We start from the raw sequence: 14100 nt of genomic DNA, 5'->3' as shown, positions 1-14100 counted from the left end.
CCCCAAAGGAGCCTGCGCCATGAAATTCCTCGACCTCGCCAAAGTCTATATCCGTTCGGGTGGCGGCGGTGCGGGATGCGTGTCGTTCCGGCGCGAGAAGTTCATCGAATACGGCGGTCCCGACGGCGGCGACGGCGGCAATGGCGGCGATGTCTGGGCCGAGGCCGCCCCTGGGCTGAACACCCTGATCGATTTCCGTTACCAGCAGCATTTCTTCGCCAAATCCGGCCAGCACGGCATGGGCAGCCAGATGACCGGCAAATCCGCCGATGACGTGGTGCTGAAGGTGCCCGTGGGGACCGAGATCCTTGAGGAGGACGAGGAAACCGTCATCGCCGATCTGACGGAACCCGGTCAGCGCGTTCTGCTGGCGCGGGGCGGCAATGGCGGCTGGGGGAACCTGCATTTCAAGACCTCGACCAACCGTTCCCCGCGCAACGCCAATCCGGGCCAGCCGGGGGTCGAACGCACGATCTGGCTGCGGCTGAAGCTGATCGCGGATGCCGGGCTGGTCGGTTTGCCGAATGCGGGCAAGTCCACCTTTCTGGCCGCCGTGTCGAACGCCCGGCCCAAGATCGCGGATTATCCGTTCACCACCCTGCACCCGAACCTGGGCGTGGTGGGCATCGACGGCCATGAGTTCGTGATGGCCGACATTCCCGGCCTGATCGAGGGGGCAAGCGAGGGCAGGGGGCTTGGCGACCAGTTCCTGGGCCATGTCGAACGCAGCAACGTGCTGCTGCATCTGGTGGACGGCACATCCGACGACGTGGCGGCTGATGCCCGGACCATTCTGCTGGAGCTCGGGGCCTATTCGCCGGTCCTGATGGACAAGCCGCGCGTGACCGTGCTGAACAAGATCGACGCCCTGGACGACCACACCATCGCCGAACGCAAGGCCGCGCTGGAGGCCGAGATCGGTGGGCCGATCCTGCTGATGTCGGGCGTGGCGAAACTGGGCGTGACCGAGGTTCTGCGCGCGCTGTGGGTGCGGATCGAACCGACCCGCCGCGTTGCCAGGGATGAACCCGAAGCGCCATGGCGGCCCTAGGCCCGTCCCTGACCGCGGCGCGGCGGCTGGTCGTCAAGATCGGCTCTGCGCTGCTGGTCGATGACCTTGGGCTGCGCGGCGACTGGCTGCGGGGCCTTTGCGACGATGTGGCCGAATGGCGCGGGCGCGGCTGCGACGTGGTGCTGGTGTCGTCGGGGTCCATCGCGCTTGGGCGGCGGGTGCTGGGCCTGCCGCTGGGCGCGCTGCCGCTGGAACAGGCGCAGGCCGCTGCCGCCGTGGGCCAGATCCGCCTGGCCCGCGCCTATGAGGAAGCCCTGGCCCCCCATGGCGTCACGACCGCGCAGGTGCTGCTGACGCTGGAAGACAGCGCGGACCGGCGCCGGTATCTCAACAGCCGTGCCACCATGCAGACCTTGCTGGGCATGGGTGTGGTGCCGATCGTCAACGAAAACGACACGGTGGCCACCGACGAGATCCGCTTTGGCGACAACGACCGGCTGGCCGCGCAGATCGCCGTGACCTGCGGGGCGGATCAGTTGCTGCTGCTGTCGGACGTGGACGGCCTCTACACCGCCAATCCCAAGACCGACCCCGCCGCGCGCCATCTGCCGGTGATCGAACAATTGACGCCCGAGATCGAGGCGATGGGCGGCGACCCGGTGTCGGGCCTGTCGAAAGGCGGCATGAAGACCAAGCTGATGGCCGCGCGCACGGCGATTGCCGGCGGATGCGCAATGGCCATCGCCGAAGGGTCGGTCCTGAGACCCCTGTCGGCGGTGGCGAACGGCGCGCGGTGCAGCTGGTTCCTGGCCGAAAGCGATCCCCAGCTTGCCCGCAAACGCTGGATCGCGGCGATGAAGCCCAAGGGCGCGCTTGTGGTGGATCAGGGCGCCGCCCTGGCGCTGCGCCAGGGCAAGTCGCTGCTGCCCGCAGGCGTGCGCACCGTGATCGGAGACTTTGGCCGTGGCGATCCGGTGGCCATCACCGGCCCTTCGGGCGAAACGCTGGCCACCGGCCTGACCCGATACACCGCCGACGAGGCGCGTCGCATCGCCGGCCACCGGTCCGACCGGATCGAGGCGATCCTGGGCTATACCGGTCGCGCCGCCTTGGTCCATCGCGACGACATGGCGCTGTAGGGCGATTTTTTTGGTCGGCCGGGAATAATCCTCCGCCTCATCCGTCATCATTCCGCAGGCATAGTGGCCTGCAAGAGATGAAGGACCGCAGCCATGACACGACGCCGCCTTCTGCCTGCCCTAGCGGCGGCCGCCACCTTTGCCATGCCGGGCGCCGCCTTGGCCGATGACGAGGACGATGATTGAACAACAATAAATGCAAGGAGCAGGTCAGACGCGCCCCGGCCTTTCAGCCGGGGCGTTTTCCGTTCGTCATGCGGCCTTTTTCCCGCCGCCAAAGCGGTCATAGAAGCCCTGCCCGCTGTCCGCCATGTCGCGCAGCAGTTTGGGGGCCGCGAAGCGGTTGCCATGGTCCGCCGTCAACCGGTCGCAGATCTGGACCGCGCGGGCTGCGCCCAGCATGTCCAGCCAGGCGAACGGCCCGCCCGACCAAGGCGCAAAGCCCCAGCCCAGGATCGCGCCGACATCGCCTTCGCGGATGTCCTCCAGCACGCCGTCTTCCAGGGCGCGCACGGCCTCCAGCGTCTGGGCGAACATCAGGCGATGCTGCACGGTGGTCAGATCCGGCTGGTCGTCCGGCTGCGGGTAACGCGCGGCCAAACCGTCCCACAGCCCCTGCCGCTTGCCGTCAGCATCATAAGCATAGAAACCGGCACTCGACTTGCGCCCCAGGCGGCCTTCGTCGGCCATCCAGAACAGCACCTCGTCCACGGCGCCGTCGGGATAGGCGTCGCCCATCGCGGCGCGGGTGGCCTTGGCGATCTTGACGCCCAGGTCGATGCTGGTTTCATCGACCAGTTGCAGCGGTCCCAGCGGCATCCCCATCAGCTTGGCGGCGTTTTCGACCAGAACCGGGCTGACCCCTTCGGCCACCATGCGGATGCCCTCGTTGATATAGGGGATGATGCAGCGATTGGCGTAAAAGAACCGCGCGTCGTTGACCACGATGGGCGTCTTGCGGATCTGGCGCACGAAATCCAGCGCTTTGGCGACCGCCACCGGGCCGGTCTGCTGGCCCTTGATGATCTCGACCAGCATCATCTTGTCCACGGGGCTGAAGAAGTGGATGCCGATGAACTGCTCGGGGCGCGCGCTGGCTTTTGCCAGGTCGCCGATCGGCAGGGTCGAGGTGTTGGTGGCGAAGATCGCGTCGGCCGGGATCACGGCTTCGGCCTTTTTCGTGACCTCGGCCTTGATGGCCGGATCCTCGAATACGGCTTCCACGATCAGGTCGCAGCCTTGCAGCGCGGCGTAATCCGTGGTGGCGGTGATCCGGGCCAGCACCTCGGCCTTCTTCTCGGGCGTGGATTTCTTGCGGCTGATGGCCTTGTCCAGCAACCCTTCGGAATAGGCCTTGCCCTTGTCGGCGTTGTCCTGATTCGCGTCGATCAGCACGACCTGGATGCCTGCCATGGCGCTGACATGGGCGATGCCCGCGCCCATCATGCCGGCGCCGAGGATGCCTACCTTCTTCACCGTCTGGTCCGGCGCCTCGGGACGGTTGGCGCCTTTCTCCAGCGCCTCCTTGTTGATGAACAGGCTGCGGATCATCGCGGTGCTGGACGGGTTCATCAGGACATTGGTGAACCACCGCGCCTCGATCCTCAGCGCGGTATCGAACGGCACCTGCGCGCCTTCATAGACCGCCGACAGCAGCGCCTTGGCCGCCGGATAGACGCCCATGGTCTTGCCGTTGACCATGGCGGACGCGCCGACAAAGGTCATGAAGCCCGCCGGATGATACGGCTCTCCGCCCGGCATCTTGTAGCCCTTGGCATCCCAAGGCTTGACCAGATCGGCGTCGGTCGCGCTCAGCACCCATGCGCGGGCGGCGGCCAGCGGGTCAGCCACCACTTCGTCGATCAGCCCGGCGGCCTTGGCTTTCTTGGGGTCCGACAGCTTGCCTTCCAGCAGATAGGGCGCGGCGGCCATGGCCCCCAGCTTGCGCGACAGACGGATGGTGCCGCCGCCGCCGGGGAAGATGCCGACCATGATCTCGGGCAGGCCGATCTTGGCGCGGGCGTTGTCGGCGGCAAAGATGCGGTGCGTCGCCAGCGGCAGTTCCAGCCCGATCCCCAGCGCGGTGCCGGGCAGGGCGGCCGCGATGGGCTTGCCGCCCTTGAGCGTCTTGGGGTCCATGCCCGCCCGTTCGATCTTGCGCAGGACATGGTGCAGCGACATGATCCCGTCAAAGACCTGCTGCGCGCCGCCTTCTTTCATCTCGGCGATGACGTTCAGGTCCATCCCGGCGGCGAAATCCTTTTTCCCGCTGGTGATGACGATCCCCTTGACGGCATCGTCCGCCAGGGCGTCGTCGATCAGCGCGTTCAGTTCGCCTGCGCCGTCCAGCGACAGCACGTTCATCGACTTGCCCGGCACGTCCCAGGTAATGACGGCAACGCCGTCGGCGTCCTTCTGCATGGTGAAATCGGTCATTCGTTCTCTCCCTTGGTCGGGTAGGGGGTACCGTCCAGATGCGTGTACCCCATGGGCGTCGCCAGCATGTCGAGACCCGGATAATGCGTGATGTTGTGGGGGTTGCGGCTGCCCGCGATCAGATAGACCGCAGGCGCGTCGGTATGGTTCTTCAGCGTATGTCCGACCGGCGTGCCCGCCTTCCAGCAGCAGGCATCGCCGGGATGGATGATCGTCGGCACGCCGTCCTCGATCACCGTCAGTTCGCCCTCCAGCATATACAGGAACTCGTCCTCGTGTTGCTCCCAATGAGGCTGGCTGGATTGTCTGCCAGGATGCAAGGTTTCCAGGGCGATGCCGAACTGCGTCAGTCCCCCGGCCTCGGTCAGATGCTGATAGGACAGGAACCCGCGCCCCAGGTTGCAGGGATCGGGATAGCCCGAGACCCCTTCGGTCACGGGCACGCTGTCCTTGCGCAGGATCATCACACCCGCTCGATGATGGTGGCGGCACCCATGCCGGAGGCGATGCACAGGGTGGCAAGGCCGACGTTCTTGTCCTGCCGTTCCAGCTCGTCCAGCAGCGTGCCGATGATGATGGCGCCGGTTGCGCCCAGGGGGTGGCCCAAGGCCATGGCGCCGCCGTTGACGTTCACCTTGCCGGGATCGACCTGGAACGCCTGCATGAAGCGCAGAACCACGGCGGCAAATGCCTCGTTCACCTCGAACAAGTCGATGTCGCCGATGGACATGCCGCTGTCGGCCAGGATCTTCTCGGTCACGGGGACCGGGCCGGTCAGCATGATGGTGGGATCGGTGCCGATCTTGGCGGTGGCGCGGATGCGGGCGCGGGGTTTCAACCCGTGGGCCTTGCCGAATTCCTCGTTTCCGATCAGCACCGCCGCCGCGCCGTCCACGATGCCGCTGGAATTGCCCGCATGGTGGATGTGGTCGATCCGGTCCAGATGCGGATATTTCAGCATCGCGATCTTGTCGAAGCCGGGCATCACCTCGCCCATGTCCTTGAAGGCGGGCTTGAGCTTGGCCAGATCCGCCATGCTGGTACCGGGGCGCATGTATTCGTCGCGGTCCAGAATGGTCAGGCCGTTCTGGTCCAGGACCGGCACGATGGACTTGGCGAACCGCCCCTCGTCCCAGGCCTGCGCCGCGCGACGCTGGCTTTCGACAGCCAGTCGGTCCGCCTCCTCGCGCGTGAATCCGTATTCGGTGGCGATGATGTCGGCGCTGATGCCCTGGGGGACGAAATAGGTCTTCATCGCCAGGGACGGATCGACGGCGATGGCCGCCCCGTCGCTGCCCATGGCGACCCGGCCCATCATCTCGACCCCGCCGGCGATATAGGCTTGGCCCGCGCCGCCCTTGACCTGGTTGGCGGCAAGATTCACGGCCTCCATTCCGCTGGCGCAGAAGCGGTTGATCGACAGGCCGGGAATGCGTTCGTCAAGATCGGATGCCAGCACGGCCGACCGCGCCAGACAGCCGCCCTGTTCCTTGACCTGGGTGACATTGCCCCAGATCACATCCTCGACCGCGTGGCCTTGCAGGTTGTTGCGGTCCTTGAGGGCGTTCAGCAGCCGGGCGGACAGCGCCAGCGAGGTCACTTCGTGCAGGCTGCCGTCGGGGCGGCCCTTGCCGCGCGGGGTGCGGGTGGCGTCATAGATATAGGCGTCGGTCATTGGTCCTCCTTGGGCGCCCGGTCGGACGGGTTGCCGGGCATCAGGTCATAGGGGTGTTTCCAGCCGGGCAGGGCGCTGATCGCATCCAGCCAGCGGTCGATATGGGGCCAGTCCTTGCGGTCGAAGCCGAAGGGTTCGGGATAGAACAGGTATCCGCAGCAGGCGAAGTCGGCGATGGTGGGGGTGCTGTCGGCCACCCAGTCGCGGGTGGACAGATGATCGTCCAGAACCTTGTAGGCGGCCTTGAGCCGACCTTGCAGGTATTCCGCCGCGCCCGTCGGGCGCTTGTCGGCAGGCAGGAAGTTCAGCAGGAACCGCGCCGGACCGGCCTGGCCCGACAGCTTGTGATTGTCGAACATCAGCCAGCGGAGGGTTTCGTTGCGGTCCGAGCCCAGGAACCTGCCGGTGCGTTCGGCGATGTGCAGTTGAATCACGCCGGATTGGGAAAGGATCAGATCGCCGTCGCGAAGGACCGGCACCTCGCCCATCGGATTGAGGGCGCGAAAGGCGGAACCGCGCGCCTCTCCATTGAAGAAATCGACATACACCGGCGTCCAGTCATAGCCCGCCAGTTCCATGGTCAGCGCCGCCTTGTAGGCATTGCCCGATTCGCCGAAACACCATAGCTGCGCCGTCATCATGATCCTCCAACCACCGGGGGCTTCGCGCCCCCGGACCCCCGCGGGATATTTTCGTGAAGAAGAAGGGGCGGGGTTAACCCTTCTTCAACCTTCCCCATCTAGCCTCCATCATGCGGTACAGGCTGGGAAGCCGATGACCGCTGAAGGAGACGTTTCCGGCCTGCGAGTTTGATGCCGATGGCCGTGTGCAGGTCGGAAATGCCGCGTCTTCTTCACTCAAATATCCCCGCCGGAGGCTTTTGCCCGTGACGCAGGCGCCATGGCCTGTTCAGAACGCCTCCGCCTCCAGCTCCATGACCGGCGCGGCGCCCGACTGGATGCGCGCCAGATGCGTCCCCGTCATCGGCAGCTGCCGCTTCATGTAATAGCGTCCGGTCGCCAGCTTGGTTTTCAGGAACGCGGCGTCGCCCGTGCCGGCGTCCAGGGCCGTCCGTGCCGCCACCGCCATCTGCGCCCACATGAAGCCCAGCGCGACATGACCGAACAGATGCATGAAATCATAGCTGCCCGAGAGCGCGTCGTCGGGATTCTTCATGCCCCGTTCCATGAAGAACATGGCAGCGGTCTGCAGATCCTTCGACGCGGCTTTCAAGGGCGAGATGAAATCGTCGGTGATCGCGCTATCTCCGTGTTCCTTGCAGAAGGATTTCACCATATCGAAGAAGGCCACGACATGCCTGCCGCCGTCCTGGGCCAGCTTGCGGCCGACCAGATCCAGGGCCTGCACCCCGTTGGCGCCTTCATAGATCATGGTGATGCGGGCATCGCGGACGAACTGCGACATGCCCCATTCCTCGATATAGCCGTGGCCGCCGAAGACCTGCTGGGCCAGCACCGTCGTTTCGAACCCCTTGTCGGTCAGAAAGCCCTTGATGACGGGCGTCAGCAGCGACACGAGGCCCTCGGCATCGGCGTCGCCGTTGTGGCCCTTGTCGATCATGTGCGCGCCCCACAGGGTCAGCATCCGGGCGCCTTCCAGAAAGGACTTCTGGTCCATCAGGCTGCGGCGGATGTCGGGATGCACGATCAGCGGGTCGGCCGCCCCTTGGGGATTCGCGGCACCCGTCACTGCGCGGCCCTGCACACGATCCTTGGCATAGGCGACGGCGTTCTGATAGGCCGGAACCGCGCAGGCATAGCCTTGCAGGCCCACGCCCAAACGCGCCTCGTTCATCATCGTGAACATGGCCCGCATGCCCTTGTGCAGGTCGCCCAGCAGCCAGCCCCGCGCGCCGTCATAGTTCATGACGCAGGTGGAATTGCCGTGGATGCCCATCTTGTGTTCCAACGCGCCGACCGACACGCCGTTGCGTTCGCCCAGGGATCCATCCGCGTTGACCAGGAATTTCGGCACGATGAACAGGCTGATGCCCTTGGTTCCCTCGCCCCCGCCGGGCGCCTTGGCCAGCACCAGGTGGATGACGTTTTCCGCCAGATCGTGATCCCCGGCGGAAATGAAGATCTTCTGGCCCGTGATCCGGTAGCTGCCGTCGTCCTGGGGTTCGGCCTTGGTGCGCAGCAGACCCAGATCGGTGCCGCAATGCGGTTCGGTCAGGTTCATTGTGCCAGTCCAATCGCAACTGACCATTTTCGGCAGATAGGTCTGCTTCTGGGCGTCCGTCCCGTGGGCGTGGATCGCCGAATAGGCGCCGTGGGTCAGGCCCTGATACATGTTGAAGGCCATGTTCGCGCTGACGAAGATCTCGCCCGTGGCGACACCCATCACATAGGGCATCCCCTGGCCGCCGTATTCCGGGTCGCAATCCAGCGCCGTCCAGCCGCCGTCCTTCATGGCCCGGAAGGCCTTGTCGAAACCGTCCGGCGTGCGGACCACGCCGTTTTCCAGACGGCAGCCCTGCCGGTCGCCTACGGCGTTCAGCGGCGCCAGAACCTCGACCGCCAGCTTGCCCGCGGCGTCCAGGATCGCCTCGGTGAAATCGGGATCCAGGTCTTCATGGCCGGGCAGCCCGGACCGGGACAGTTTCAGCACGTCATGCAAGGCAAACTGCATGTCGCGGACAGGCGGATTGTAGATCGTCATGGCGTGAATCCTGTGGACGTGTTTCGGGACGCGGCGGCAAGCCGGGATTCTGCATCGGAAAGCTGGGACTTGAGTTCGACGATCGCCTCGCTCAGTTCAGCATACTGGCGTTCCATGTCCGCAAGGCGCTGACGCCCGACCCCGATGGTCGCGGCGATCTGCGCGCTGTTGGTGCCGCCCGGCTCGTAAAGTTCGAGAAGCTGGCGGATTTCCTCGAGGCTGAAGCCGAACCGCTTGCCGCGCAGGATCAGCGTCAGGCGCGCCCTGTCGCGGCGATCGTACAGGCGGTGCTGCCCCCGGCGTTCGGGAAAAATCAGTTCGCGGGCCTCGTAGAAACGCAACGTGCGAGGGGTTACGCCGAAAGCATCGCACATGTGGCGAATCGTCATCAGCTCGTCGGACATGGATCGCGGTTCCTCCTCATTCACCGGCTGCCGTCCTTGCCCACGGATATAGCGGCAAGTTGACGTGAACGTAAGCGGGACGCCACGTCACAGGCGGAGTGAAGGACAGGCGTGACGCTTGGTCAACCCATCTCGCTCAATTCGCGGGCAGCCGTGGCGCGCAGGGCCTCCAGATCGGCGCGCGCGGCGCGCAGATCGGCGATCTGGGTGTCCAGAACCGACAGCTGCCGGTCCGCCAGATCCAGCCAGACCTGATACTGCTCGCGCGACCCCTTCTGTTCATAGATCAAAAGCCATTGCCGGATGTCTTCCAGCGAGAAGCCGAAGCGGCGGCCGCGCAGGATCAGCGTCATGCGGGCGATTTCCCGCGGGCCGTAAAAGCGTGAGCGGCCTTCCTTGCGGGGGTTCAGAAGTTCGATATATTCGTAATAGCGCAACGTCCGGGGCGTGACGTCGAAGCGCGCGCACATGTCCTTGAAGCTGACCATCTGTTCGCCCGGCATTTGCCCCTCCTGTTCGTGACGTGTCAAAGGCTAGCCGTTCGCCCCTCGCATCTCAACCGGCGCAACGACGGTGCCGGACAGGGCTTGAGCCGATGCGCCCGGCGCGGCTAGCGTGGCGCGGACACGAAAGGAAATCAGCGATGGCCGAAGACACAGGCATGGCGGACAGCGACCAGACCCGAATCGCACAGCAGTTCATCGAGGCGATCCCCCATGCCCGCGCCTTGGGAATGCGGGTCGATGCGCTTGGCGCGGGCGCCGCCACGATCAGCATGCCGTGGGCCGAACATCTGGTGGGTGATCCGCGCAGCGGCGTTGTGCATGGCGGTGTGGTGTCGGCGCTGATGGACACATGCTGCGGCGCCGCCGTGATGTCGCATCCGTCCGGGCCGGGATCGACGGCGACCATCGACCTGCGCATCGATTACATGCGGTCGGCGACCAGGGGGCAGCGGATCACCGCGCGGGCCGAATGCTATCACCTGACGCGGACGGTGGCCTTTGTCCGTGCCGTGGCCCTGGACGAGGACGAGGGCAACCCGGTCGCCGCCGCGACGGGCGCCTTCACGGTGGAACGGTGAGGGCGATGGACCGGCGCGAACCTCTGGACCGGATCAAGTCGCGCCGCGATTCGGCGCTGTCGGCCCTTGTGTCCGGTGTCCCTTACTTGACCTGGCTGGGCATCCGGTTCGACCGCAGGGGCGACGAACTGACCGCGATCCTGCCCTATGATGAAAAGCTGATCGGCAATCCCCTGCTGCCCGCGCTGCATGGCGGGGTCACGGCGGCGTTTCTGGAAACGACGGCCATCATCGAGCTGGCCTGGGCCGCGATGTGGGAGGACATGGAGTCCGGCCGAGCGGTCCCGGACGCGGCGGTTGCGATCCATCCCCCGCGCCTGCCCAAGACCATCGACTTTACCGTCGACTATCTGCGCAGCGGACTGCCGCGCGACGCCTATGCCCGCGCGCGGGTGGTCCGGTCGGGACGGCGTTACGCCAGTGTCCAGGTCGAGGCATGGCAGGATAACCGATCGCGGCTGCTGGCCCAGGCGACAGGGCATTTCCTGATGCCGCAGGGATAGGAGGCTGGCGGAGCGTCCGATCCGCCAGCCTCCTATTCGGCCTCGTCCACGATCTGACGGCGCGCGATGTCGGTGAACTCGGCCATCTTGGTGCGGATTTCGGACTCGCCCGCCTTGCCGTCCAGGTCGGCCGCGATCTTGCGGTAAACGTCGTGATCGCCCGGTTCGGCGAAATCGGATGTCACCACGCTCATGGCATAGGCCCGCGCGTCGTCGCCATCCTTGCCCAGAATACCCGCAGCCCATTCGCCCAGCAGGCGGTTGCGCCGCGCTTCGGCCTTGAAGCGAAGGTTGGCGTCATGGGCGAACTTGGTCTCATAGGCGCGTTCGCGGTCGTCGAAGGTGGTCATCGGGGCCTCCGTGTTGGCTTGACGCAGATCTTAGCCCGCCCGCAGGCGCTTGCAAGCCTCTCGTATTGCCCCCGGTGGGCCTTGTGGGGTAAGGCCCATGGGATAAGGGACATGCGAAAGGACGCCGCCATGGCACCGCGCCGGAAGAAGGTCTATGAAGGCAAGGCGAAGATCCTGTACGAAGGCACCGAGCCGGGCACCCTGGTCCAGTACTTCAAGGACGACGCCACCGCCTTCAACGCGCAGAAACGTGCGACCATCGAAGGCAAGGGCGTGCTGAACAACCGGCTGTCCGAATTCTTCATGAACGGCCTGACCAACATCGGCGTCCCCAACCATTTCATCCGCCGCATCAACATGCGCGAGCAACTGATCCGCCAGGTCGAGATCGTGCCGCTGGAAGTGATCGTGCGCAATTTCGCCGCCGGTTCCATCTCCAAGCGGCTGGGGCTGGAGGAAGGCACGCTGCTGCCGCGCCCGATCGTCGAATACAGCTTCAAGAACGACGAGCTGGGCGATCCGATGGTGTCCGAGGAATACATCATCGCCTTCGGCTGGGCGACCCAGCAGGATCTGGACGACATCGTATCGCTGGCCCTGCGCGTCAACGATTTCCTGTCGGGCGTCTTCTATGGCGTCGGCATCAAGCTGATCGACTTCAAGATCGAGATCGGACGCGTCTGGGACAATGACTTCATGCGCCTGATCGTCGCCGACGAGATCAGCCCCGACAGTTGCCGCCTTTGGGACATGAAGACCGGCCAGAAGCTGGACAAGGACGTGTTCCGCCGCGACCTTGGCAACCTGACCGACGCCTATACCGAGGTCGCGCGCCGCCTGGGCCTGATGCCCGCCAACACCACCAGCCTGAAACCGACCGCGATAAACTGAAAAGGACCGCCCGATGAAAGCCCGTGTCACGATCATGCTGAAGGATGGCGTCCTGGATCCGCAGGGCGAGGCGATCCGCCACGCGCTTGGCGGCCTGGGCCATCGGGGCGTGTCCGGCGTCCGGCAGGGCAAGCTGATCGAACTGGATCTTGAGGCGACCGATCCCGAGACGGCCAGGGCCGAGGTCGAGAGGATGTGCCAAGCCCTTCTGGCCAACACCGTGATCGAGAAATACGCGGTCGAGATCGCCTGACGCAGCGGCAGCCCGCGCTTTTGGCGGGCTGGCCATCAGACCCCGTTGCAAATGCGCCGGGATTGTCGCCCAATGTGCCGATGATGAACGACAAAGCCGCACCGTTTGACGCCGCGCCCGTGATCCAGATCCAGGGACTGCTCAAGGCCTATGGGTCGGTCGAGGTGCTGAAGGGCGTGTCGCTGACCGCGCCGCGCGGCCATGTGGTCAGCCTGATCGGATCGTCCGGATCGGGCAAATCCACCCTGCTGCGCTGCTGCAACCTGCTGGAAAACAGCCAGGCGGGGGACATCGCCTTTGACGGCGAACCCGTGCGATGGAAAGGGCAGGGCGCGGCCCGCGTCCCGGCCGACCGCGCGCAGATGATGCGGTTCCGCACCAACCTGTCGATGGTGTTCCAGCAGTTCAACCTGTGGTCCCACATGACCATCCTGCAAAACGTCATGGAGGCCCCCCTGACGGTCCTGCGCGAGGACCGGGCGGCGGTTGAATCCCGCGCCCGCGCCCTGCTGGACAAGGTGGGCATCGCCGACAAATGCGACGCCTGGCCCGCGCAGCTGTCCGGCGGCCAGCAGCAGCGTGCGGCCATCGCCCGTGCCCTGTGCATGCAGCCCAAGGCGCTGCTGTTCGATGAACCGACCAGCGCGCTCGATCCCGAATTGCAGCAAGAGGTCGTCCGCGTCATAAAGGATCTGGCGGCGGAACACCGCACCATGATTATCGTGACCCACGACATGCGGCTGGCCGCCGACGTCAGCGATCATGTGGTGTTCCTGCATCAGGGCCTGATCGCCGAGGAAGGCCCCCCCGACCGGCTTTTCGGCGCGCCGCAAACGGATCGGCTGCGCCAGTTTCTCAGTGCCTCGGCTGCGCACTGAACACCGAACCAACAGGAGACGATGAATGAAAAGACTGCTTATCGCCGCGACGGCCCTTGCCCTGACCACGGGTGCGGGATTCGGCCAGACCGTGCGCATGGGAACCGAGGGCGCCTATCCTCCGTACAACTTCATCAACGAGGCCGGCGAAGTGGCGGGGTTCGAACGCGAACTGGGGGACGAATTGTGCAAGCGCGCCCAGCTGGAATGCGCCTGGGTCAAGAACGACTGGGATTCGATCATCCCCAACCTGGTGTCGTCGAATTATGACACCATCATGGCCGCCATGAGCATCAACGACGAACGCAAGGCCGTCATTGCATTCACACAGGATTACCTGCCGCCCGCGCCGTCGTCCTATGTCGCGTTGCAGGATGGCGTGGATCTGGAAGGCGGCGTGGTGGCAGTCCAGACGGGCACCGTGCAGGCGTCCCACATCGCCGAAACCGGCGCGACGCTGCTGGAATTTCCCAACATCGACCAGGTGCTGGCCGCCGTCCGCAACGGAGAGGCTGACGCGGGCTTTGGCGATCACGAGGTGCTGCGCCCCTTTGTCGAGGACAGCAACGATCTTGTCTTCACCGGCGAACAGGTGAGCTTGGACGAAGGCATCGGCGTGGGCCTGCGCCAGTCCGACACTGAACTGCGCGGGAAATTCGACGCCGCCATCACCGCGATGAAGGAGGACGGCAGCCTGAATGACCTGATTAGGAAGCATTTCGGCGACGACGCGCAGACATACGAATGATGCGATGCGCCGCGGGTCGTTCCGCGGCGTTCATTGGGGCTGGTG

At 65.3% G+C, this 14100-nt stretch carries 16 protein-coding genes; 8 read left to right on the top strand and 8 right to left on the bottom strand.

Translation table 11 applies throughout. The annotated features are described in order from the left end of the window. Positions 1-19 precede the first annotated feature (19 nt). Positions 20-1051: a GTPase ObgE gene (obgE, locus tag CHB77_RS10095; RefSeq protein WP_089388087.1), complete on the top strand. Its 1032-nt coding sequence runs from the start codon at positions 20-22 to the stop codon at positions 1049-1051. Continuing rightward, positions 1039-2151 carry a glutamate 5-kinase gene (proB, locus tag CHB77_RS10090; RefSeq protein ID WP_089388086.1) on the top strand — a complete coding sequence of 371 codons (1113 nt, stop codon included), beginning with the start codon at positions 1039-1041 and terminating at the stop codon, positions 2149-2151. The genes obgE and proB overlap by 13 nt, the downstream gene beginning before the upstream one ends. Positions 2152-2403: 252 nt before the next feature. Here proB and CHB77_RS10085 read toward each other — a convergent pair whose 3' ends face one another. From CHB77_RS10085 to CHB77_RS10055, 7 genes are all read right to left on the bottom strand, one after another. Continuing rightward, positions 2404-4587: a 3-hydroxyacyl-CoA dehydrogenase NAD-binding domain-containing protein gene (locus tag CHB77_RS10085; RefSeq protein ID WP_089388085.1), complete on the bottom strand. Its 2184-nt coding sequence runs from the start codon at positions 4585-4587 to the stop codon at positions 2404-2406. Beyond that, positions 4584-5051: a cupin domain-containing protein gene (locus CHB77_RS10080; protein WP_089388084.1), complete on the bottom strand. Its 468-nt coding sequence runs from the start codon at positions 5049-5051 to the stop codon at positions 4584-4586. Before CHB77_RS10080 ends, CHB77_RS10085 begins: the two co-directional genes overlap by 4 nt. Next, positions 5051-6262, bottom strand: a complete 1212-nt coding sequence (locus CHB77_RS10075) for an acetyl-CoA C-acetyltransferase (protein ID WP_089388083.1) — start codon at positions 6260-6262, stop codon at positions 5051-5053. Before CHB77_RS10075 ends, CHB77_RS10080 begins: the two co-directional genes overlap by 1 nt. Next, positions 6259-6900, bottom strand: coding sequence for a glutathione S-transferase family protein (locus CHB77_RS10070; RefSeq protein ID WP_089388234.1), 642 nt, complete (start codon positions 6898-6900; stop codon positions 6259-6261). Before CHB77_RS10070 ends, CHB77_RS10075 begins: the two co-directional genes overlap by 4 nt. A 271-nt stretch (positions 6901-7171) precedes the next feature. After that, positions 7172-8944 carry an acyl-CoA dehydrogenase C-terminal domain-containing protein gene (locus tag CHB77_RS10065; RefSeq protein ID WP_089388082.1) on the bottom strand — a complete coding sequence of 591 codons (1773 nt, stop codon included), beginning with the start codon at positions 8942-8944 and terminating at the stop codon, positions 7172-7174. Next, positions 8941-9348 carry a MerR family transcriptional regulator gene (locus tag CHB77_RS10060; protein ID WP_089388081.1) on the bottom strand — a complete coding sequence of 136 codons (408 nt, stop codon included), beginning with the start codon at positions 9346-9348 and terminating at the stop codon, positions 8941-8943. The genes CHB77_RS10065 and CHB77_RS10060 overlap by 4 nt, the downstream gene beginning before the upstream one ends. A gap of 122 nt (positions 9349-9470) precedes the next feature. Then, positions 9471-9851, bottom strand: a complete 381-nt coding sequence (locus tag CHB77_RS10055; protein WP_089388080.1) for a MerR family transcriptional regulator — start codon at positions 9849-9851, stop codon at positions 9471-9473. A 140-nt stretch (positions 9852-9991) separates the two neighbouring features. Here CHB77_RS10055 and CHB77_RS10050 point away from each other — a divergent pair, with 140 nt between their 5' ends. Beyond that, entirely contained in the window at positions 9992-10432 is a 441-nt protein-coding gene (locus CHB77_RS10050) for a PaaI family thioesterase (protein ID WP_242626610.1), read from the top strand. A gap of 5 nt (positions 10433-10437) precedes the next feature. Continuing rightward, complete coding sequence (locus CHB77_RS10045) at positions 10438-10935, top strand: PaaI family thioesterase (RefSeq protein WP_089388079.1); 498 nt, start codon at positions 10438-10440, stop codon at positions 10933-10935. Positions 10936-10967: 32 nt separating this feature from the next. Here CHB77_RS10045 and CHB77_RS10040 read toward each other — a convergent pair whose 3' ends face one another. Further along, complete coding sequence (locus CHB77_RS10040; protein WP_089388078.1) at positions 10968-11285, bottom strand: DUF1476 domain-containing protein; 318 nt, start codon at positions 11283-11285, stop codon at positions 10968-10970. Between the two features lie 129 nt (positions 11286-11414). Here CHB77_RS10040 and purC point away from each other — a divergent pair, with 129 nt between their 5' ends. The 4 genes from purC (at position 11415) to CHB77_RS10020 (ending at position 14055) form a co-directional block, all read left to right on the top strand. Continuing rightward, entirely contained in the window at positions 11415-12176 is a 762-nt protein-coding gene (gene purC, locus CHB77_RS10035) for a phosphoribosylaminoimidazolesuccinocarboxamide synthase (protein ID WP_089388077.1), read from the top strand. Between the two features lie 13 nt (positions 12177-12189). Further along, positions 12190-12429: a phosphoribosylformylglycinamidine synthase subunit PurS gene (purS, locus tag CHB77_RS10030; protein ID WP_089388076.1), complete on the top strand. Its 240-nt coding sequence runs from the start codon at positions 12190-12192 to the stop codon at positions 12427-12429. Between the two features lie 80 nt (positions 12430-12509). Then, entirely contained in the window at positions 12510-13307 is a 798-nt protein-coding gene (locus tag CHB77_RS10025; RefSeq protein ID WP_423212891.1) for an ABC transporter ATP-binding protein, read from the top strand. Between the two features lie 25 nt (positions 13308-13332). After that, complete coding sequence (locus CHB77_RS10020) at positions 13333-14055, top strand: transporter substrate-binding domain-containing protein (protein WP_089388075.1); 723 nt, start codon at positions 13333-13335, stop codon at positions 14053-14055. The last annotated feature ends 45 nt before the right edge of the window (positions 14056-14100 follow it).

The organism is Paracoccus sediminis, assembly GCF_900188295.1.
In the GTDB taxonomy this organism is placed as follows: Bacteria; Pseudomonadota; Alphaproteobacteria; order Rhodobacterales; family Rhodobacteraceae; genus Paracoccus; species Paracoccus sediminis.
This window is presented reverse-complemented; position numbering and strand designations above follow the sequence as displayed.